Origin of the sequence: Scytonema sp. PCC 10023, assembly GCF_963920835.1 — a bacterium.
Taxonomy (GTDB): Bacteria; Cyanobacteriota; Cyanobacteriia; order Cyanobacteriales; family Nostocaceae; genus Kalymmatonema.
On the sequence record NZ_CAWUDP010000022.1, the window covers coordinates 73,290 to 93,485 of the forward strand.

Below are 20,196 nucleotides of genomic sequence, written 5' to 3' on the forward strand. Positions count from 1 at the left end.
CGGGAAATTTCACCTTAGCGGGTGAGCAGCTTAGGCGATAGTGTTGTTACCATAATTTCATATTTCATTCAGGTTAGATGTTTTTTAAGCCTTGATCCAATCTGAAACTTTAGAACTACTTGAATGGTCTCGCCTCTGCCAGCATTTGTCCACCTTTGCGGCAACCAAGCTGGGGACTATTGCTGCACGCCATCTAAAAATTCCGGTCTCGCCAGCCGAAAGTGAGCAGTTGTTAGCGCAAACAAAGGAAATCTACGAACTGGAAAACCGCCTAGGTCCAGGGCTGTCGTTTGAGGGAATTCAAGATATTGGCGATTCTTTAGAACGCGCAGAACTGCAAGGAATTTTGGCAGGAGATGAACTGTTAGCGATCGCCACCACTCTCGCTGGCACAAGAAACCTACGCCGTGTGATCGATAACCACCCAGATTTGACGATATTGAATGATTTGGTTGCCGATTTACGGACTTATCCAGAATTAGAGCAAGAAATTCACAGATGTATAGATGAAAGAGGGCAGGTGAGCGATCGCGCCAGCCTAAAACTCGGTGAAATTCGCACTTCTGTTCGGCAAGTACGCAGTCAAATCACCCAAAAACTGCATAATATCTTACAAGTTAAAGCGAATGCAGTTCAAGAACAAATCATTACACAAAGAGGCGATCGCTTTGTGATTCCCGTGAAAGCGCCACAAAAAGACGCGATACCGGGCATTGTCCACGATACTTCCACAAGCGGCGCAACGTTGTACGTGGAACCGAATTCCATAGTTCCTTTGGGAAACCAATTGCGGCAGTTGGTAAAAAGAGAGGAAGCAGAAGAAGAAGCGATTCGCCGTACGTTAACTCAGCAAGTTGCTGCTGTCAAGCCGGATTTGGAAAGGTTGTTAGCAATTGTCACAACCTTGGATTTGGCATTGGCAAAAGCGCGTTATAGTTTCTGGCTCAAAGCAAATCCCCCGCGCTTTATTCACCGCGAGCAAAACGAAACCATTACCTTACGGCAGTTGCGTCATCCGCTTTTGGAGTGGCAGCATCACCATGAACAAGGATCTGCAGTGATTCCCGTTGATTTGCTCATTGCGCCGCACATCCGGGTAGTTACAATTACCGGTCCAAACACTGGTGGTAAAACTGTAACTTTGAAAACTCTGGGTTTGGCTGTATTGATGGCAAAAGTAGGCTTATTTGTGCCAGCTCGTGAACCCGTAGAATTGCCTTGGTTTGACAAGGTGCTGGCAGATATAGGGGATGAACAGTCGTTACAGCAGAACTTATCCACCTTTTCTGGTCACATTCGACGCATTAGTCGGATTTTGGCAGCAATAGACGAAGTAGGAGATGAGGGAGATGAGGGAGATGAGGGAGATGAGGGAGCAGGGGGAGATGAGGGAGATGAGGGAGCAGGGGGAGATGAGGGAGCAATATTTTCTTCCTCATCCTCCTCATCCTCCTCATCCTCCTCATCCTCATCCCTCCCCTCGTCTTTAATCCTGCTCGACGAAGTGGGCGCAGGAACAGACCCTGCTGAAGGGAGTGCTTTGGCAATATCGCTACTACAATATCTAGCAGACCATGCTCTGTTGACAATTGCGACCACTCACTTTGGTGAACTAAAAGCACTGAAATATGAAGATGAGCGGTTTGAAAATGCCTCTGTAGAATTTGATGAAAGTACTCTTTCACCTACTTACCGTCTACTATGGGGAATTCCTGGACGTTCCAACGCTCTGACAATTGCGCGTCGCTTGGGTTTGAAACCAGAAGTTGTGGAACAGGCGAAAACGCAACTGGGAGGAGCAACAGACGAAGTGAACCAGGTGATTGCTGGGTTGGAAGCACAACGCCGTAGTCAGGAAACCAAAGCAGCACAAGCACAAGATTTGTTGCAGCAAGCTGAGCGTTTATACAAAGAAGTATCCGCAAAAGCCACAGGATTAGAGGAAAGGGAACGTGCTTTGCGTGCCTCGCAAGAGGTGGCAGTGCAGCAGGCAATAACTCAAGCAAAAGGTGAGATAGCTCAAGTCATTCGCCGTTTGCAGCAAGGTAAGCCAACAGCACAAGACGCCCAACAAGCAAGCAATGCTTTGAAACAAATAGAAGAAAAATTTATACCAAAAGCACCACCAAAACCGAAAGTGGGATTTGTTCCCAAAGTGGGCGATCGCATCCGTATACCCAAGCTAGGGCAAACAGCGGAAGTCTTAACTGCTCCTGATTCAGATGGTGAGTTAACAGTCCGCTTTGGGATTATGAAGATGACGGTGAAGGTACAAGACGTAGAATCTTTAGATGGTCAAAAAGCTGAACCAGTCGTTAAGGAGTCTAGGAACAGAGGAGCAGAGGACGCCAGGAGCAAAGGAGAGTCAAAAATCACAACCTTGACAGAAACTCCTGCAATTCGCACATCTAAAAATACAGTAGATTTGCGTGGGCGTAGGGTGTCTGATGCCGAAATAACTTTAGACAAGGCAATTTCCGAAGCAACAGGACCAATATGGATTATTCACGGACATGGCACGGGTAAGCTGCGGCAAGGAGTTCACGCCTTCTTGCAGCATCACCCCAGAGTCAGCCGTTACGAAGCAGCCGAACAAGCCGATGGCGGTACTGGTGTGACGGTTGCTTATGTTGAATAGTATTGAAAAACTCTGATTCTCCAAGCAAGAATCCGGGTTTTTCTTATGGCAATGAGTATAAGTGAAATAAGCTGTGACGCATGAAAATTGCATCATGACTGGTGAGAGGCGTGCTTTGTCATGAGTCATTTGTAATTACAAATGACTCATGACAAATGAATGTCTTAACAAAAAAATAAGCAAGTTATACGTGTGTTAGCTTAATCACTAGTAAACAATTGCGCTACTATAAATAGCGATCGGCTATTAGTAAAAATCTGTATAGCTATGTGTATTTTTAATAAAAAATAAAAATCAGCCATATGTGTTCGGCAGACAAAACACAATTAATAAAGCTTATAGTTTTTTCAAAATAGCTTTTCGTCATAGAGTTAAGACAAAGACCTCTGCTGTTCACCAAAATGATAGAAGCTGTAGCTCCTCGCTTCGGCTAATAGTGATTGGAAACCAATCTTCACCCTTGAGAGTCTGGTTTCAAAATGGGTAACAGCAACAGCCCCTACCAGCCTGATCACCTATGCTAAAAGTTATGCACTCTGCCGCGAATTCACCCGCTCCAAGTTCTCAGTGGGAGGATTTAATTAACCTCCCAGCCCCGAATTCTGTTCAATGGGACAATATCAAAACCCAGTTGGACTTGGTGCTGTTGGCGTTAGAAACTTTAACTGGCATTGGCTCCGAGGCAATGCTACAAGCGGCAGTCAATCTCAATTTAGAGTCGAGAGTGCCGGACCGCGTGGCATTATGGCGACTGCGCCAGTCGAATCCACTGCGTAAAGGTCAAGGAGGACGAAAAAAACTAGATGTGGAGGAAGCTAGGGCGCTTGTTCTCATTACTTGCTATCTTGCCAAACAGCACCAAGAATTGATTCGCCGTGCTGTTGGTCTATTGGAACAAATGGCGGAAGACAACCGCGAACCTCATCAGGCTGCTTTACTTGGAGATTATATTGATGCTTTCTGCAACACTTACCAAGAGCGGATGGAGGAAGACGCGACAATTTCCACTGATGAACTTACCCACCTGGCACTGAAAATGCTTATAGATTTACTTTTTTACAGTGGACCTGGTGGGCATCGGCGTTTGTGGTTAGCACTGATTGACCGTTCCATCAAATTCTAGATTTGAGATTTGTGAGATTTTAGATTTCCCAATCAAAAACCAAAAATCAAAAATCAAAAATCAAAAATATCCTGCTCGCAGTTCCTGCCATGCCTGTATCAAATTCTGTGATCCGTCGGTATACACCGCCCACTTGCACGCTAGAAGTCTTGGCGCAGAGTTCAGCTTTGTCTCAGTGGATGGGTAAATCTGTCCTGAAGCAGCTAGAGTTTGAGCTTCGCTTTGACGATCCGCGATTGCCAGAGGAAAAGAGAATCGCAATTAAAGGCGACAGCGACCAGCTAGAGGCTTTGTGTGCAGTGGTGACAAACTACGTCCAAGAGTTCCTGCAAATGTCTCCTGAAAGCTTTTGGGCAAATTTCTCCAGAACACATGACGCAAGCTTCACATCTAATGAAGCTGAACAAAGAAATTTTAACAACTCCTCTTTACTAGAAACTCAAGCGATAAACTCGTTTACCCAGAGACCAGTTGCAGATATACACATAAAACCTAGCACTCACTTAACTCACAACCTTTTTCTTGGTTCTCTGGCAAACCCAGCATCTGGTCCTGTCATTGAACTTAGTCTGCTGCAATTATTCGACTTAGCAACTGCCCTAGATGAGTATTCTGCTGATGTCATGGCGCTACCAAATCTCACTCCTCGTACAACGAGGAGTCGGATACCGACTTGGGCACCGGTTGCAGCAGTTTTGGTGGTAGCTGTGGGTTTAGCACCACTGACTTGGCAGTATGCTAACCAAAACAGACAAAAGCAGACAGCCAAAAAACCAACGGCACAAGAGAAGATTGCTCTAGAATCCTCACCACAGAACCAACCCTCATCAACATTACCTACATTCGCTCCCCCTGATAGTTTGCCTTCGCAGTCGCTACCACCCCTTGGTTCTCCCTTACAAGTACCTAATTCTACTGCTTCTCCACCAGCGATCGCTCAAACATTGCCTAGTGTGCCTGCAACACCTCAAACATCTGGAAAATTTACACTCCCCTCTGCGTCCCAAACATCTCCTAGCCTAGGTAATGTCCCCACAGCACCTTTACCATCTTTAGGAACTACGCTGAATATACCTGGAACACCAAAAGCTCCAACCCTCTCAACCTCTCCACTCAACACAGAACTAAAGCCAAAAATTGCTATTCAATCCCAACCAAGGCAAAACAGTACGGCATTAACATCAATTCCAAAGAGTGGCACTTCTTCTGCATCAGAGCAACAGAATTCAATACCAAGCAATTTGCCCAGCACAGGTAACATATCTCCCGATATCTCAAGCGCCCCCCCACCACTAGCCACCTTACCCAATCCCAGTGGTGGTGCTAGCCGTGAGCCATCTTTCTCGCAACCAGGCACCTCTGAACCAAGTGCTACTGATGCATTAATCACTAGATTGCGGGAAGCCCGTAGAAATAGAGGCAATCTCCCTACAGAAGTTGCTACAACTAGTAGTGGTACTGCTACCAGTAGTGACACGTTGTTTGATACGGCTCAAGTGGCACAAGCTAGAGAAAAATTGAAAAAAGGTTGGCAACCGCCTTCTGGATTGAGCCAAAGCATTGAGTACAGTTTAGTCGTGGCTGTTGACGGCTCAATTGAGCAAATTTTACCTTTAGGAAAAGCTGCCAGAGATTATGTTGACCGGACAGGGATGCCTCTGATTGGTGAACCTTTTGTTTCTCCTAATAAAAATGGACAATCTGTAAAAATTCGAGCTGTTTTTAGTCCCGATGGCAAGGTGCAGACTTTCCCTGAGAAAGAATAGTTGAGCAAGCTGATCCATACCACTTATGCCAACAGACATGCCAACAGACAGTGCGTGAGTTTAATCATTAAAAATAGGAGGACTAGTTTGACCAGTCCTCCTACATGAGGTGAAACTAACTTTAATAACGAGATTTTTTACGGGTTAGTTTTTGCCTTTTGCGTCGTCGTTGGGCAGCAACAACTGCCCCTTCCACTGGATATCCAATTAAGGGAATGACCTGATATTTGCGTTCTTCTTCTAATTTTTTCAATTTGGTGTAATCAACCCAGTGGATGCAATCAACAGGACAAGTGTCAATTGCTTCTTGAATAACCTCTTCTGGGTCGCCGTCTTGACGAATCACACGCGATCGCCCGTAATCTGGTTCAATATAAAACGTGTTACGGGCAACATGGGCACAGTGCAAGCAGCCAATACAGGTAACTTCGTCCACATAGACACCCTTTTGCCGCAAAACACCGCCCAATTCCGGCTCAAAACCAGAACGTTCTGGCGCGTCTCGTAAAAAACCGCCCAATTCTGGTTCAAAACCTGAGCGGTTGTCTTCCTCTTGTTCCGGCGACGGCAAAAAATCAGACATTACGCACTCCAGCGCTGTACGACTAAACGGATGGAACCATCTTCATTTTTTTGTTGTTCAGCAACTTGAAATCCAGCACGAGCAGTTTCTTTGACTACTGTTTGGTATGCATAGCGTTGTGTGACGCGGCGTAAGAAACCTTCAACCGATACGTCTTGTTGCCAGTACTGTAAGTCAGCAACCAGTTCGTATTCTTTGCCAGTCCATCTAAAGCCGATATCATAACCATTTTCCTGCTCAATGGTAACTTCGGCATTATGGGTTTGACCGCGATAACCACGGACTTCGCGTGGACCTTGCTTCCAGTCTATACCCAATTCTGTCAATGCTTCTTTCAAGGAATCAATGTTACGGATTTGGGTCTTGATTTGGCTAAAGTGTGACATGGTGGTTCTAAATCAATGTAACTAAACTAGTTTGAAAACTTACCAATCGCTGTAGCTGGTTTGCGTATTCACCACACCAGATTGCTGTACCTTGGTAGCAAAGTATTCTGAGGTTGACTCCTGAGTTAGTACTAGTCCTAGCTGTGCCTCTATCGCTGCTGTAACTTCAGCGCAGGACGCACCCACAATGCCAGTGACTTTTTCTTGTACCCGACCGTCTGGATAAATTACGAACTCTAAAGTCTCCATGCTTTTTGCTAACCAAAATCCTAGGCTTGGACAGTATTGCTGTAGCAACTTGCTACAAAAGTAGCTATGTGAGACAGCGTTTTCTCTTAGCTACAAATTTGCCATTTGTTAACTAATGTTCCATCTCTCAAAATATATATCTCATAAACTTAACAAAACTTATTATTTGTATAGGGTACTACTTCTGATATTTGTTAGTTTCTCTTAACCTTATCAATTTAGTCAAGCTAAAAGTTCGACTGATAATTGAAGAGACATAACGCCTAAAAACCTGCAGAAGCGGTAGTAAGAGCCTTATAAACGGTCAAATTTGTCAAAAATTTTGTTATTATCATCATAAATAAGCTATTTCATATCTTGCACCTGACTTGCCTGTAGGAATCAAATCCTATGACTTGTCAAACAAAGTTTGCCTCGGTAGAGTGTTGAACTCTAATTTTTATGAGTCTACCAGCAGCGATGGGGAGCCACATAGAGTTGTGAGTATGGGGAAAAGCTAGCCCGCTACTGAAATTGAAAATTCAAAATTAAAGTTAAAAATTAGTTTTGAATGATGGATTTGGAATTAAAGCTTAGCTACGTAAATTTAGTTTAACAAGCCGGATCAATCTTGTCGGTGGCGATCGCCATGAGTATTGGTGCGAGTAAAAACAAATCCGAACTCACAACTGAGGATTACTGACTCCTAAAGGGTAGGGTAAGCTGTTATTTAACTCTAGAAAGTTGACCGTAAGCAACCCTCGGATTCAATCCGAAGGCTTCAGCAGACTTCGTTCTCGTTGAAGCCCTAGCTTACCAGACTAAGTACCTTAAGTACTACGTTATTGGCAAGTGCCGAAGTTCCTACCCTGAAATGCGTAGCTAGTTCCAGGCTCTAGAACCGGAGGATTAAACAGGTTTATGGGTTAAGCCAGTGTCTTCTGGACGTGCCGACCAATAACATTGTCGAAGCTAACTTAACCCCGAAAGGGAGGCTCGAATGAGCAAAACCATTATGCGTACAGGTGAGTCCAGTCCTGAAGGCGGGTTTCCCGCCGTAGGGAACTGGCGAACCCGAAGGGGTGAAAGGTTTGAAACGGTAATTGTCCCGTTGAAAGTACATTACAAAAGTACACGCTCACTAAGTAACTCCAAGGCGGTAATGGTATTTTAAGAGATTTGACGGCAGATAAATCTGCTCGTGTCGTGTTTCCTCCTTGGTCTTTAGGATCAACGTTTCCACACTCCCGGAGATTTTTAGATGAATGCAGAGCAAGTAACAGGTTCTACTCATCTCCCCAAAGCGATGCGCGTAGGAGTACTGGGCTTTGGTGGACTGGGGCAAGCTGCTGCCAAAGTACTCGCCCCAAAATGTGAAATGATTTTAGTGGCAGCGGCAGACAAGCAAGGCTATATCTACGCCGCTGATGGTTTAAATGCTCAAGAATGTATTACAACTTACCAATCTCAAGGTTCAGTGGGTTATTTAGAACCCTTGGGGACTTTAACTCATCGCAGTATTGAGGATTTAATTGAAAAATCTCATCCTGTAGATGGATATTTTCTGGCTTTACCCAACTTACCTAATAATTTTATTGCTTCTGTAGCTCAGCAGTTTATCAAATCTGGATGGCGCGGGGTTTTGGTGGATGCAATTAAGCGCACCAGCGCCGTGGAACAACTGCTGGCGATGAAACAGGAACTGCAAGCAGCAGGAATTACCTACATGACAGGATGTGGGGCAACACCAGGACTGTTAACAGCAGCAGCAGCCTTAGCCGCCCAAAGCTACGCCGAAATTCATCGAGTGGAAATTACTTTTGGAGTGGGAATTGCCAATTGGGAAGCTTACCGCGCCACCATCCGCGAAGATATTGCTCATATGCCAGGGTTTAGTGTGGAAACTGCTAGGGCAATGACGGATGAGGAAGTAGAAGCACTTCTGGATAAAACCAATGGTGTGCTGAAGTTAGAGAACATGGAACACGCCGATGATGTGATGCTGGAGTTGGCGGGAATTGTGGGACGCGATCGCGTCACTGTTGGTGGCATAGTTGATACCCGCAATCCAAAAAAGCCCATCAGCACCAACGTTAAAATTACTGGTCGTACCTTTGAAGGTAAAATTTCTACCCATACCTTCACATTAGGTGATGAAACCAGCATGGCAGCCAACGTCTGTGGTCCTGCCTTTGGCTATCTCAAAGCTGGTATTGCATTGCACCAGCGCGGTATTTACGGTTTATTCACCGCTGCTGAAATCATGCCTCAGTTTGTTAAATAGCTATTAGCTACCCGCTTGAGTATTCAATTATTTATCTTTTGTAGGCTGGGTTGAGGAACAAAACCCAGCTTATTTATTGCCTTTCACACGTTAGAGCCACAAATTCTATCATGTCCGGATGAACACTTATAAAAAACGAACAACCTCACCCGCCTACCCTTCCGGAACGGCTGAGTCCTTCGGACACGCTGCGCGAACGCCGTTAGCGTTCGCGTATCTCCTTCGGAGACGCTACGCGTTCGCGTAGCGTGCGCTTTGCGCTCAGCGTGCGCTAACGGCGCTCAGCTCCTCCCTTAGGAGGCACGGCACCCTCTCCTTTGTAAGGAGAGGGTTGGGGTGAGGTAAAGCAGGAATTATAAGTAATTAGGCGGACATGATATAACGTCCGGTTGTTATAGATAAACATTGTAGAATATCATATTTTTGATGATTATTAGGATGAACAAATAAAAAATTCAGCATTAATAAAAAATCGAAATTTTTATTAACAATTCTATCCCTGATAGGGGGATTGTTCGGCATCAAAAAACCTGCGTTTAATAATGATGTAATAACTCAATTAAGGAAATTGAGATGCTTATCCGCAATTTGAAAAAATTGCTATTAGCGGGTGCAATTCTACCATTGCTTTTGCAACCAGCTTCAGCACACGTTGTCTGGTTTGATTATCAAAACGGAGAATACAATCTATTGTATGGTCATCCAGAAGAAGGACCACTACCTTATTCTCCGGCAAAACTTAAGGAAGCCACAGCTTATGATGCAACAAGACAGATAGTGCCATTTACTATTAATCAGAAACAAGATGGACTTTCTCTAACCCCTGACGGCGAAATAGCAGCGTTAACTGCATTTTTTGATAATGGCTATTATGCCAGAATATCCGAAAATGAATCTCGCAATATTTCAGAAGCTGAAATTAGTCAATACCAAAATGTGAGTCATAATCTGAAGTACACCAAAGCTCTTTATGATTGGTCTGACACTCTAGCGCAACCCTTCAACCAGCCACTGGAAATTATACCTTTGGAAAATCCTTATGCAGTTCAGGAAGGAGACAATCTGGAAGTTCAAGTATACTATCAAGGACAACCACTTTCAGATGTGACAGTAGAATACTTGGGTGAAGAAGTTTCTAAAGATAACAACGGCAACTTTTCCATCCCCATTGGTGTTGGAGGGTTGCAACAAATTGAAACTAGCTACTCGTTTTTGTCAGATGGAAATGTGAGAATTTCTTACGAAAGTAGCTTTACAGCCCAAAAAATCTCTGTTTTTGAACCATCGGCATTACTTGGTCTTGGTGTAGTTGGATTGCTGGCATTACGTAAGAAAAAGAATTTAGCTTAACAGCTAAATTCAAAGAAAGAATTTAGCTTAACACCCAATTTTGAATTTTGAATTTTGGATGATTTGGTTGCAAGCCCTAAATAAGCCAACTTTATTCGTCAGCTTATTAACCTGTTTCTGCCTGACATTTTCTCTTATTGAAGTGAGGGCAGAAACACCAGAAGAGTGGGTAACATTAGGGGAACGAGTTCATGGTGGGTTTGGAACTTATATTGCCTTAGGCATCCGTATTGGATTAGATGCCAAGCAAAAGCTCAAAGCACAACCACGCGATTTAGACGTAACTTATCAAGACGGTCCAAACTCACCCTGTCCTTGCGTTGTCGATGGCATTATGATTGCGACAGTCGCCACACCTGGGCAAAATTCGCTGCGTGTTTTGCCAAGTAAAACCAATGCGGATTTGTTTGGAGTCGTCGTGATTAAGCACAAAAAGACAGGAGAGTCTGTTCGCTACACAATACCCAATTCTGCTAGAGTGCTGCTGGATGGTTGGAACAAGGACAAAAAGGGAATAGAGCGCTATGATGCTGTCATGAAAGCCCCCCAGCCATCTCTTTTTCAGATAGAAGAATAACTTTAAAAATATTCAATAAATATTCAATCATAGGTCTATCGTTGCCTCAGATTATACCTGAAGCAGGTTCCAATACAGTTCAGGACTCATACCAATTCTGTATGAAGATGCGCCCAAATATATGAGGCTGACTTTTCACGCCATGTGGAAAAATCCACGAAAAACCTAACCCCCTAGCCCCCTTCCCTAGTAGGGAAGGGGGAAAAATCAAAACCTCTCTCCTCGTAGGAGAGAGGAATGGAAGCGAGGTTTTCTACATAAGAGTGAAAAGTAAGATATCAGTCGTCAGAATTCAAAAGTAAAATTTGCTCTCTGTCTGGCTTTTTAGACAAGAGCATTCTACTTCATTTACTTGGAACTTGGTGTATAAAAGTCGTTGGGGTCTATGTCAACAGGAAATAAAAAAATTTCCCGATTTGAGAGCAATGCGTCATAACAAAGCTTTATTGCCTTGTTCAAGGTACAAAATTTGATTGGAATCCATCTGCCGTCGAAGAAAAAGTAGACAACAACTCGGGTCGTTGTGTACTCTTCCAACGGGAGTGGAATTTGCCACGGTGACAACACAAGATAAAACTTATCTATTATGTACTAATAAGTACTAATAGTTTGCGGTTGCAGAAAATTATTGCAACAGTCGTAAGTATGATGTTTTATAGTTTATCTCAGGTTTATCAAAAGTTTTGGGTATAAAACTCCGTCCTTATAGGACGGCTTTACTGATACAATGAAGGAGGTCACTGACCCACCCGCGACGATGGAGACATAAACCCTAACACCAAAGTTTGCAAATATTGCAACGCTTAAGAAAAATCGGTAGACCGGGATTATTGGATGGGGCAATGGTGACCATCCCTTGAATCAACAAGCAGGCATAAGAATTCCTTTTTGGATTTCGATACATATGGCGGTGGGACACACCGTTACAGTCTGTGGAGCGAACATAAGACCAAATCCCTTAAGGGTAGAGGCAGTTGCTATGAAACAGAAACCCAAGTCGCGAGTTTTGGGTTTCCCCGCACTTTTAGGGCGGTGAGGATGTCAACTCAACTGTATTGGAGCAGGTCCTGACGATTCTCGCACAACTAGTTTCGTCTCAAGAACCTTATGCCGATTTTCATTTAAGTCGAACACACCACTCATCACGAAATGCGGTATTTTATCTGAGGTGACAGTGGCTGTTTTGTGTGAATCCCTATCAGCGATTGAAATACCAAGAAGCAGTTCAGCGGCGATCGCCCCTTTTTCAATAAGTGGTTGCTGGATTGTTGTTAAAGATGGTCGGATCTGAGATGCCAACGGAATATCATCGAAACCAACAATCGATAAATCTTTTGGAACAGACAAACCAAGATGTTCTGCGGCACGTAAAGCGCCAATTGCCAAAATATCACACATGGCAAGAATCCCTGTTGGTCTTGGATCTTGTTTGAGCAAAGTCAGCGCAACTTCAAAAGCATCATCTTCACTGTTTCTAGGCGGACACTCTACAATCGGAACTTTGCTTAAGTCAAGACCAGCCTCTCGCATTGCATCTTCGTAACCGCGTAGGCGCAGCAGCGAAATCTCAAACGCAGCGCGTTCGAGTCGTTGGCTATTGACTGGACCTACATAAGAGTCAGACAGCAAATCCATCGCGATAATCCCCAGTCTTCTGTGATTGAGACCGAGTAAGTGAAGGGCTGCTTCACGGGCTGCTTTGTGATCATCAATGCGAACCAAGGGAACACCGCTTAGGTTTGGCTGATCGACTACGATGACTGGCAGTTTTCTTTCCAAGACTTTCGCCACAGCCTCGCTATCATCTGGCATCGAGTAGACGATGAATCCATCTACTGCTGCTTGCTGGATTGTCATTTGCGCTGCATCACTCTCTAGGGTAGGTACGATCAACAGACTTGCTTTCACCTTTTCACACACGCTGGAAACACCTTGTAAAAAGGCGATCGCCACAGGATCTTGAAAAGCGTATGGCAGTGCTTCAGAAAAGACTAAGCCAATGACACCTGTTTTTCCTGTGCGCAACATCCGCCCCATTGGATTTGGACCTGCATAGCCCATTTGCTTTGCCATTGCCAGCACTCTTTCCCGCAATTCTGCAGATATCTGGTCAGGTCGATTAAAAGCGTTCGATACCGTAGTTCGCGACACTCCGATCGCCTTAGCGAGATCCTGTAGAGTCACGGATTTCAGTGCCTTATCGTGCTGCATACGTTTGACAACAATCTTTCCTCAATTTTGCCGCTATATCGAGCTAACGACCTCTTGATCGTTCAAGATAGAGTGCTTACAATAGTCTGTGTGTTTATCTGAATCGATTCAGAAGTCCCATTAACCATGAGGATTTCGCATGAGAACTTACCAACAGTGGCGCAACGACAAACTTGAATTCATTTCCACTGAACCAAAGCCTCAAACGCAAAGTCTCAAACCACTCTCTTTCTTTAATCGGATTTGGGGGTATTTCCGAGACCTCTTGACGTTCAACGAGGAACCTCAGATTTCGGAAACAATAGACCAATCTGGAAAAGCCTGGTGGAAAATCTATGACCCCGTAAGCGATGAGTTCTTTCAATTAGAATCTCAGCAAGAAGTGCTTATCTGGCTTGAGGAACGTTACCATCGCAGGTCACAAAAGCGTGATTGGGATCCTTACACATGGTAGTACTACTATCAGCCACAATTATTTTGTCTCCAAAGTTTAAGCAACCATAACATTAACCCCAAAATCATGTTTTTTCGATTGGTAAAGCGTTTGCTTCGGCGTAGAACCAGAATCTGGACCATCAAGTCAAATCAATTGAATAATAGAGTAAAATCGCCACAATCAAATCATCCAGCTTGGATTGGAGTGGCGATCGCATTCTATGCCTTTATCGCCATTGGCATTGCCGAGGGAGGTCTGGGAGTGCTGCTGCCCTCAATCCTGTCCACCTATCACCTCACCCCTGCAACCATTACATTCTTGTTCATTAGCCAAATTGCGGGTTATGTCGTTGCTGCACTAACCAGTAGCCTAATCAGCAACCGACTGGGGCTTGCGTGGATGCTGTTGTTCGCCTCGGTCACGCTTACGAGTGCGCTGATCATCTACGCGGTTACCGCTTACTGGTTCGTCATGGTTGCCAGTGGAACACTGCTGGGTCTTGGAATCGGATTGATTGATGCTGGTATTAACGCCTACATCGTTAATGACCAACGCAATGCTAATCTGATTGGTGTGTTGCATGCCTTCTATGGGATTGGTGCATTACTCGGACCTGCTGTTGCCACCACGCTTCTTTTGCTAGGGCTTGGCTGGCGACTCATCTACCTGGTGTTTGCTAGTGTTGTAGGACTGCTTGTTGCAGGAGTCCTTTGGACTGTTGTATATCACTACAGTCCAATGACCGTGCAAGTTCAAGCATCCGATACGAATGCTTGGGCAAACCTACGTTCAGCCCTTAGAACACCCGTAGTCCTTGTAACAGGGCTGTTGCTGCTAGTCTACGTGGGTACGGAAGCATCTCTGGGCAACTGGGCTTACACAGTTCAACACATCGGTCGTGGCACACCGGAAGTAGTTGCAGGTTACAGCGTCACTGCTTACTGGCTAGGGTTGACAATTGGGCGCTTCAGCCTTGGGTTCTTTATGCAGCGACTTGGTGCAGTTCGCACACTTGATATTTCCTTGGCATTGCTAGTAGGTGGTTTAGTGATGTGGTGGTTATTACCAAATCAATTACTGAGCTTGCCTTGGATTGGTTTTGCCTTGGCTGCCATCTTTCCGGCAACAATCTGGTTAGTGCCACAGCGCGTACCCACTTCGCTTGTGCCAGCAACAATCGGGTTTGTAACCAGCGTTGCCAGTTTGGGTGCAGCCACTGTACCAACTACCGCTGGTTGGGTAGCAGCTCGTGCTGGTTTGGAGAGTATTCCAGCGTTAATGGTGCCATTGGTAATTCTTATGGCTGTTCTGCATCGGTGGTTGGTGCGGCATAGTTTGAGATCCGGAAAAACCTGATCGCGCAATGTATTTATTAAATGTATTTTCTGGAAACTTATCTTTACGGCGTCTTTATGAAAGATTTAGAATTCTTTCCCCATTATGATTGACGAATAAATAACATTAAGAAAACCGTTCATTTACTTTTTGTTAATTCCTCTTGTTTAACCGTCTAGCAGTAGCTAATGGTTCAATTATCAATTAATAAAAAGACAGATAACAGAGGTCATGATGAAGAGACGCAAAATTTTTAGCCAATTATCTAACCTAGATCAATCAGTACTTCCCGGAGATTTTATCCTAGTCATTCTTAGCATCTTAGTGGTGCTAGTAGCTACGCTGTCTCCCTTTAATTTCTCCTTTCCAGATACTTTTTCACTACCAGAACTTGTTGCCAGTTTTGACAACTCGAGTTTTTTTAAAGACCAGGTAAACAATGTTTTGTTGTTTGCGCCTTTAGGTTTCGGTTTTGCCAGTCTCTTAGAGAGAATAAAGATGAAACCGGGCATTCAATTCTTAGCAGTTATACTTGTGAGTGCAGGCTTATCATTCACAGTTGAAGCATTGCAAGTCTTTCTGCCTTCAAGAACACCTACTCCTGCCGATATTTTTAACAATACGATAGGTGGATTGGTAGGTTTAATCTGCTTTTATTTCTGGAACTCACAAAGTTTTATCTATACCTTAATACATAGAGGAAATAGTAGATCTACCAACTCTATCAAACAAATAACTTTATTTTTTGTTGGATACATACTCATATCATTTCTGATTTCAATTGGCTGGCAACATACAACTAATTTGAGCAATTGGTCTTTGAACTATCCACTTTTGATAGGCAATGAGCAAACCGGTGGTAGACCTTGGCAGGGATATGTTTCCGAAGTTTCTATTGCTAACAGAGCAATTTCTAAAAATGAAGTTTCACAAGTATTGAATCACCAAAATGACTCGAAGACTATCGGAAAGTCTTTGGTAGCTTCCTATGACTTAACTGGTAAAGGAAGTTATCAGGATCGTACTGGTCAACTTCCCGAACTATTGTCACAAGGACTGTCACCAGACAAAGATGAAAAAGGTGTTGCTTTGAGTTCTAACCATTGGTTAAAAACAAGAGAGCCTGCGACCTTTTTGAGTGAAAGGATACGTGAAACTTCTCAATTTACAATAATCACTACCGTTGCTACTGCTGATACAGATCAGACTGGACCTGCACGCATAGTCTCACTTTCAGGTGATTCTCTTCATCGCAATTTTACACTGGGACAGCAGGGAAGTGACCTAGACTTACGAATACGAACACCCATAACTGGAGCAAACGGAGCAGACACAAAATTAAGTATCCCTGGTATTTTTGCAGATACTGACCCCCATCAGATAGTCATCACTTATTCTGGGGCGACTATCCAAGTTTACGTAGATAAATCACAAAATGCTTATTCTTTGAATTTGCTGGAATTGGTTCCCAAAGAGCAGAAAATTTTTTACTATGGACTGACTTTTATCCCTCTAGGGCTTTGCTTAGCGCTTTTGACGACTCTCGCCAAAAGAAAGTTAAGTTTTAACAGGTTATTGCTTGCTAGCGGAATATTATTACCTTCCCTGATACTAGAAAGTATTTTGGTAAATGATAGCGGCAAAAGTCTCAGCCTGAAAAGCCTGTTACTTGGTATATTATTTACAGCCGGGACGACACTAATTTTGAGATGGCGGGCTTCGATGGTGCTGAGAAAAGCAGCCCTAAACAGGTTATAAAGTCGAGTTTAAAGATGTCTATTGTTGGGCAATCGCCCAACACAAACAATAGACTTCCTGCATTCATTCCACAAAAAAGAATAATTAACCACAGATGGACACAGATGGACACAGATGGAATCAAAGAGATGGAATCTTGTCTAATGATATTTATGGACTTTCTGAAGAGAAAATTTCCATTGTGTTCTCCTCTACCAGAGATTCTGGTGTTTGAATTATAAACGGCAACTCAGCTCCTTTAAGACCCCGTTTGATACGTTCTGGTGTTTCTGAATAAACCACAAATAGAGGATATATAATATTCGTCCCCTCACTAAGTATGTGTGTGTAGTGGTTAGGCATAAGCCACTCATAGTCCTTGTCTAGCCAAACCTCTGTTTGTCGCCAACGTCCCAAAAAGTCAGAAAAATCTTCATGGGGACGATGAATAAAAATGAGAATTTCAGGTGATGTTTTGATTTTCCATTCTGGATCACACATCAAAATTGCCAAATCACAAGGTAAGCGAGTTGCCTCTGCTACTGTAGTCACGTTACCACGAAGACGGGCTATTGGAAGTGGAATAGTGATGACGCTTTCATCTGGACAACGCAAACTAGGAATCATTTCCAAGTATGGACGATGCTGCTTCAACAAGGCGATCGCACTTAGGGAATTGCTGTACTCTGCTAAGCAAGCTTCGTAATGCGATTTTTGCACGGACATAGATTAAAAGATTCAAAATTCAAAGTTCAAAATTCAAAATTATCGGATTAATATAGTCTTTAGAAAAGTTAGAAATTATGAATTCTGGAATTCTTTCTTATACTAAGTTGCATTCATAGGTCTTACCTCACCCCGCCCTTACGGGCACCCCTCTCCTTACTAAGGAGAGGGGCAGGGGTGAGGTTTTGAACGCAACTTGGTATTGTTCATCATTCATCATTTTTCTTTGGCTATCCCAATGTATCAAAAACCTTAAACATAGGCAGGTACATCGACAGTAAAATTGTACCTACCATTCCCCCCAAAACCACAATCATCACTGGTTCCAAAATGCTGGTTAGTGCTTTGACTGTCTGTTCGACTTCATCTTCATAAAAATCGGCAATTTTCATCAACATACTATCTAATTCACCAGTTTCCTCGCCGATACTAATCATCTGAATTGCCATAGAAGGAAAAACTTTTTCTTTTTGCAAGGCAAGGCTAATCATACCTCCTTGTTGAATTTCTGCACGCGCTGCATCAATGGCGTTGGCAATCACCTGATTTCCTGATGTTTCCCGCACAATTTCTAAGCAAGTGAGAATTGGCACACCTGAACGAGTTAAAGAACCAAACGTGCGGCTAAAACGGGCAACTGATGATTTTTGGATTAAGTCACCAAACAACGGCATTTTTAGATAAAGGCGGTCTATAGTTTCACGTCCAGCCGGAGTTTTGTAGTACTGTCTATAAGCAATTCCTGCTGCAATCACAATACCAATGACAAGCAACAGCCGCCAACTTCTCAAAATTTCACTTATCCATAACATAAACTGCGTTAGAGGAGGCAATGTAGTTCCTAATTCTTTAAAAATATTTGCAAAAATAGGAATGAGAAAAACGGTCATCCCGATAAAAATGGCAACTGCCAAAAATCCTACAACAACTGGATAAGCCAGTGCTGATTTAATTTGATTTTGTAATCGAGCAACGTCTTCTAACAATTTGGCTAAACGATTTAGCACTTCGTCCAAAACACCACCAACTTCGCCAGCCTCAACCATGCTGACATACAAATTATCAAAGCAATCAGGATATTTCCGCATTGCCTCAGAAAGATTAATTCCACTTTGGACATCGGCGCTAATCCCCAAAAGAGCTTGTTTGAGTTTAGGGTTGCTACACTGCTCAGATAACACACCCAAACTTCTGACAATTGCCACTCCCGCATTTACTAAAGCAGCAAATTGACGAGAAAACACGGCTTTATCCTTGACTGAAACGTTCGTAAATTTGGTTTGAAGTTGTTTTAAATTCAAGCGTTGAGGTTGTTTTTTCAGGTCTTGGACTACGTAACCTCGCTGTCTGAGATGAGTACGGGCTTGAGCTAAGGAGTCAGCCCTAATTTTTTCTATTTTTGATTTTCCTTGCGAGTCCCTAACACGGGCAATAAATGTTGGCATGGTCTAAAAATTCAAAACAATGAATTAGTCATTTAACAAGAGTCCAAAAGCCAAGATTTTTTTCAAATTAAACCACAGATGGACACAGATGGACACAGATAATTTATCTGCATGCATCTGTGTGGTGGTTCTAAATATCTATCAATCATACTTTTAGAAAATAAATTTTCTCAGATTATTTAAGTCAAATCTGAATATTAAAAAGTATTTTTTCTAGTTTTATGCGTTTTGACTTGAACTTTTTAATGTGGTTTTACAGCGACTCCTGGTCTTGCCCCTGCTGGTTGTGCACCACCGATCATACGCTGAATTTCATCCGCCCTAGAAGTTTTAGATATTGCCGTTTCCAAGGAGATAACTCCTGCTTTATATAAATCTGCTAAAACCTTTTCTAAAGTTCGCATCCCGAATTTTCCGCCAGTCTGGATAGCGGAATAAATTTGAGATGTTTTTCCTTCACGAATCAAGTTAGAAATAGCCGGAGTCACAACCATAATTTCTTGAGCCATCACTCGACCAAACTCTTCTGGTTTGGGATTTTTTCTCGGAACCAAAGTTTGGCTCAAGACTGCTACTAGTGAATTAGATAACTGCACTCGCACTTGAGTTTGTTTTTCTGGGGGGAAAACGTCGATTATTCTGTCTACAGTCTGCGCTGCTGAACTGGTGTGCAAAGTACCAAACACTAAGTGTCCTGTTTCCGCTGCCGAAATAGCCAATGAAATTGTTTCTAAGTCGCGCATTTCCCCTAGCAAAATGATATCTGGGTCTTCCCGCAGCGCTGCTTTAAGAGCATTGGCAAAGCTTTTTGTATCCTCACCAAGTTGCCTTTGGTGGATCACACTTTTAATAGGTTCGTAAACAAATTCAATCGGGTCTTCTACTGTTAAAATATGCTCTGCACGGGTGCGGTTAATTAAGTCAATCATTGCGGCTAGGGTTGTTGTTTTCCCAGAACCCGTGGGACCTGTTACCAAAATTAATCCCCTTGGTTTTTCTGACATTTCCCGCACAACATCTGGCAAACCTAATTTTTCAAAGTTAGGAATTTTAGAACTTAATGCCCGTAAACATGCGGCGTAAGTACCACGTTCTTTGTAAACATTGACCCGAAAACGAGCTAATCCTTTGATACCATAAGAACAATCTAGCTCCCAGTTCTGCTCTAAGGTTTGATGCTGGGAGTTGTTGAGCATACTAAAAATTAGGCTTTGGCATTGATCTGCTGATAACGGTTGGTCGCCAATGGGTGTGAGTTTACCACTCACGCGGAAGTAGGGAGGCAAACCTGCGGATAAGTGCAAATCCGAACCGCCCATTTCAATTAACTGCTTCATTAAATCTTCAATCATTATTTCCATTTTTGTGCTT

16 protein-coding genes are annotated in these 20,196 nt (G+C 43.4%); 9 read left to right on the plus strand and 7 right to left on the minus strand.

Features of this window, described 5'->3' with window-relative positions:
- Nucleotides 1–91: 91 nt before the first annotated feature.
- The 3 genes from ACM0OZ_RS15485 to ACM0OZ_RS15495 all read left to right on the plus strand — a co-directional run bounded on the left by ACM0OZ_RS15485 (nucleotide 92) and on the right by ACM0OZ_RS15495 (nucleotide 5,527).
- On the plus strand, nucleotides 92–2,638 hold the full coding sequence (locus ACM0OZ_RS15485) for an endonuclease MutS2 (protein WP_414583708.1): 2,547 nt from the start codon (nucleotides 92–94) through the stop codon (nucleotides 2,636–2,638).
- A gap of 517 nt (nucleotides 2,639–3,155) precedes the next feature.
- Nucleotides 3,156–3,761 carry a DUF3038 domain-containing protein gene (locus ACM0OZ_RS15490; protein ID WP_041037349.1) on the plus strand — a complete coding sequence of 202 codons (606 nt, stop codon included), beginning with the start codon at nucleotides 3,156–3,158 and terminating at the stop codon, nucleotides 3,759–3,761.
- Between the two features lie 89 nt (nucleotides 3,762–3,850).
- Nucleotides 3,851–5,527 (plus strand): DUF4335 domain-containing protein, encoded by a 1,677-nt coding sequence (locus ACM0OZ_RS15495; protein ID WP_414583709.1) that lies wholly within the window; start codon nucleotides 3,851–3,853, stop codon nucleotides 5,525–5,527.
- 121 nt (nucleotides 5,528–5,648) lie between these two features.
- On the opposite strand, the gene ACM0OZ_RS15500 is transcribed toward ACM0OZ_RS15495, so the two are convergent.
- Genes ACM0OZ_RS15500 through ACM0OZ_RS15510 form a run of 3 tightly spaced genes read right to left on the minus strand, consistent with a single transcriptional unit; the run spans nucleotide 5,649 to nucleotide 6,745 of the window.
- A complete protein-coding gene (locus ACM0OZ_RS15500) occupies nucleotides 5,649–6,110 on the minus strand; it encodes a ferredoxin (RefSeq protein WP_096561129.1) in 462 nt (153 codons plus the stop codon).
- Nucleotides 6,110–6,496 (minus strand): DUF1257 domain-containing protein, encoded by a 387-nt coding sequence (locus tag ACM0OZ_RS15505; protein WP_414583710.1) that lies wholly within the window; start codon nucleotides 6,494–6,496, stop codon nucleotides 6,110–6,112. The genes ACM0OZ_RS15500 and ACM0OZ_RS15505 overlap by 1 nt, the downstream gene beginning before the upstream one ends.
- A gap of 39 nt (nucleotides 6,497–6,535) precedes the next feature.
- Entirely contained in the window at nucleotides 6,536–6,745 is a 210-nt protein-coding gene (locus ACM0OZ_RS15510; RefSeq protein ID WP_041037352.1) for a DUF2997 domain-containing protein, read from the minus strand.
- Between the two features lie 1,240 nt (nucleotides 6,746–7,985).
- Here ACM0OZ_RS15510 and bioU point away from each other — a divergent pair.
- From bioU to ACM0OZ_RS15525, 3 genes are all read left to right on the plus strand, one after another.
- The gene (bioU, locus tag ACM0OZ_RS15515; RefSeq protein ID WP_414583711.1) at nucleotides 7,986–9,008 is read left to right on the plus strand and encodes a (S)-8-amino-7-oxononanoate synthase BioU; all 1,023 of its coding nucleotides are present in this window, start codon (nucleotides 7,986–7,988) and stop codon (nucleotides 9,006–9,008) included.
- Between the two features lie 573 nt (nucleotides 9,009–9,581).
- Complete coding sequence (locus tag ACM0OZ_RS15520) at nucleotides 9,582–10,358, plus strand: DUF4198 domain-containing protein (protein WP_414583712.1); 777 nt, start codon at nucleotides 9,582–9,584, stop codon at nucleotides 10,356–10,358.
- A 40-nt stretch (nucleotides 10,359–10,398) separates the two neighbouring features.
- Nucleotides 10,399–10,935 (plus strand): formylmethanofuran dehydrogenase subunit E family protein, encoded by a 537-nt coding sequence (locus ACM0OZ_RS15525; RefSeq protein ID WP_414583713.1) that lies wholly within the window; start codon nucleotides 10,399–10,401, stop codon nucleotides 10,933–10,935.
- A gap of 1,041 nt (nucleotides 10,936–11,976) precedes the next feature.
- On the opposite strand, the gene ACM0OZ_RS15530 is transcribed toward ACM0OZ_RS15525, so the two are convergent.
- The gene (locus tag ACM0OZ_RS15530) at nucleotides 11,977–13,146 is read right to left on the minus strand and encodes a LacI family DNA-binding transcriptional regulator (RefSeq protein WP_414583714.1); all 1,170 of its coding nucleotides are present in this window, start codon (nucleotides 13,144–13,146) and stop codon (nucleotides 11,977–11,979) included.
- A gap of 139 nt (nucleotides 13,147–13,285) precedes the next feature.
- Here ACM0OZ_RS15530 and ACM0OZ_RS15535 point away from each other — a divergent pair, with 139 nt between their 5' ends.
- From ACM0OZ_RS15535 to ACM0OZ_RS15545, 3 genes are all read left to right on the plus strand, one after another.
- Nucleotides 13,286–13,600 carry a hypothetical protein gene (locus tag ACM0OZ_RS15535; protein WP_414583715.1) on the plus strand — a complete coding sequence of 105 codons (315 nt, stop codon included), beginning with the start codon at nucleotides 13,286–13,288 and terminating at the stop codon, nucleotides 13,598–13,600.
- Nucleotides 13,601–13,735: 135 nt separating this feature from the next.
- Nucleotides 13,736–14,938 carry an MFS transporter gene (locus tag ACM0OZ_RS15540; RefSeq protein WP_414583716.1) on the plus strand — a complete coding sequence of 401 codons (1,203 nt, stop codon included), beginning with the start codon at nucleotides 13,736–13,738 and terminating at the stop codon, nucleotides 14,936–14,938.
- Between the two features lie 213 nt (nucleotides 14,939–15,151).
- Nucleotides 15,152–16,675 (plus strand): VanZ family protein, encoded by a 1,524-nt coding sequence (locus tag ACM0OZ_RS15545; RefSeq protein ID WP_414583747.1) that lies wholly within the window; start codon nucleotides 15,152–15,154, stop codon nucleotides 16,673–16,675.
- Between the two features lie 150 nt (nucleotides 16,676–16,825).
- On the opposite strand, the gene ACM0OZ_RS15550 is transcribed toward ACM0OZ_RS15545, so the two are convergent.
- From ACM0OZ_RS15550 to ACM0OZ_RS15560, 3 genes are all read right to left on the minus strand, one after another.
- Nucleotides 16,826–17,380, minus strand: a complete 555-nt coding sequence (locus ACM0OZ_RS15550) for a hypothetical protein (RefSeq protein WP_414583717.1) — start codon at nucleotides 17,378–17,380, stop codon at nucleotides 16,826–16,828.
- Between the two features lie 230 nt (nucleotides 17,381–17,610).
- Nucleotides 17,611–18,825, minus strand: a complete 1,215-nt coding sequence (locus ACM0OZ_RS15555) for a type II secretion system F family protein (protein WP_414583718.1) — start codon at nucleotides 18,823–18,825, stop codon at nucleotides 17,611–17,613.
- Between the two features lie 242 nt (nucleotides 18,826–19,067).
- Nucleotides 19,068–20,186 (minus strand): type IV pilus twitching motility protein PilT, encoded by a 1,119-nt coding sequence (locus ACM0OZ_RS15560; protein ID WP_414583719.1) that lies wholly within the window; start codon nucleotides 20,184–20,186, stop codon nucleotides 19,068–19,070.
- Nucleotides 20,187–20,196: the final 10 nt, after the last annotated feature.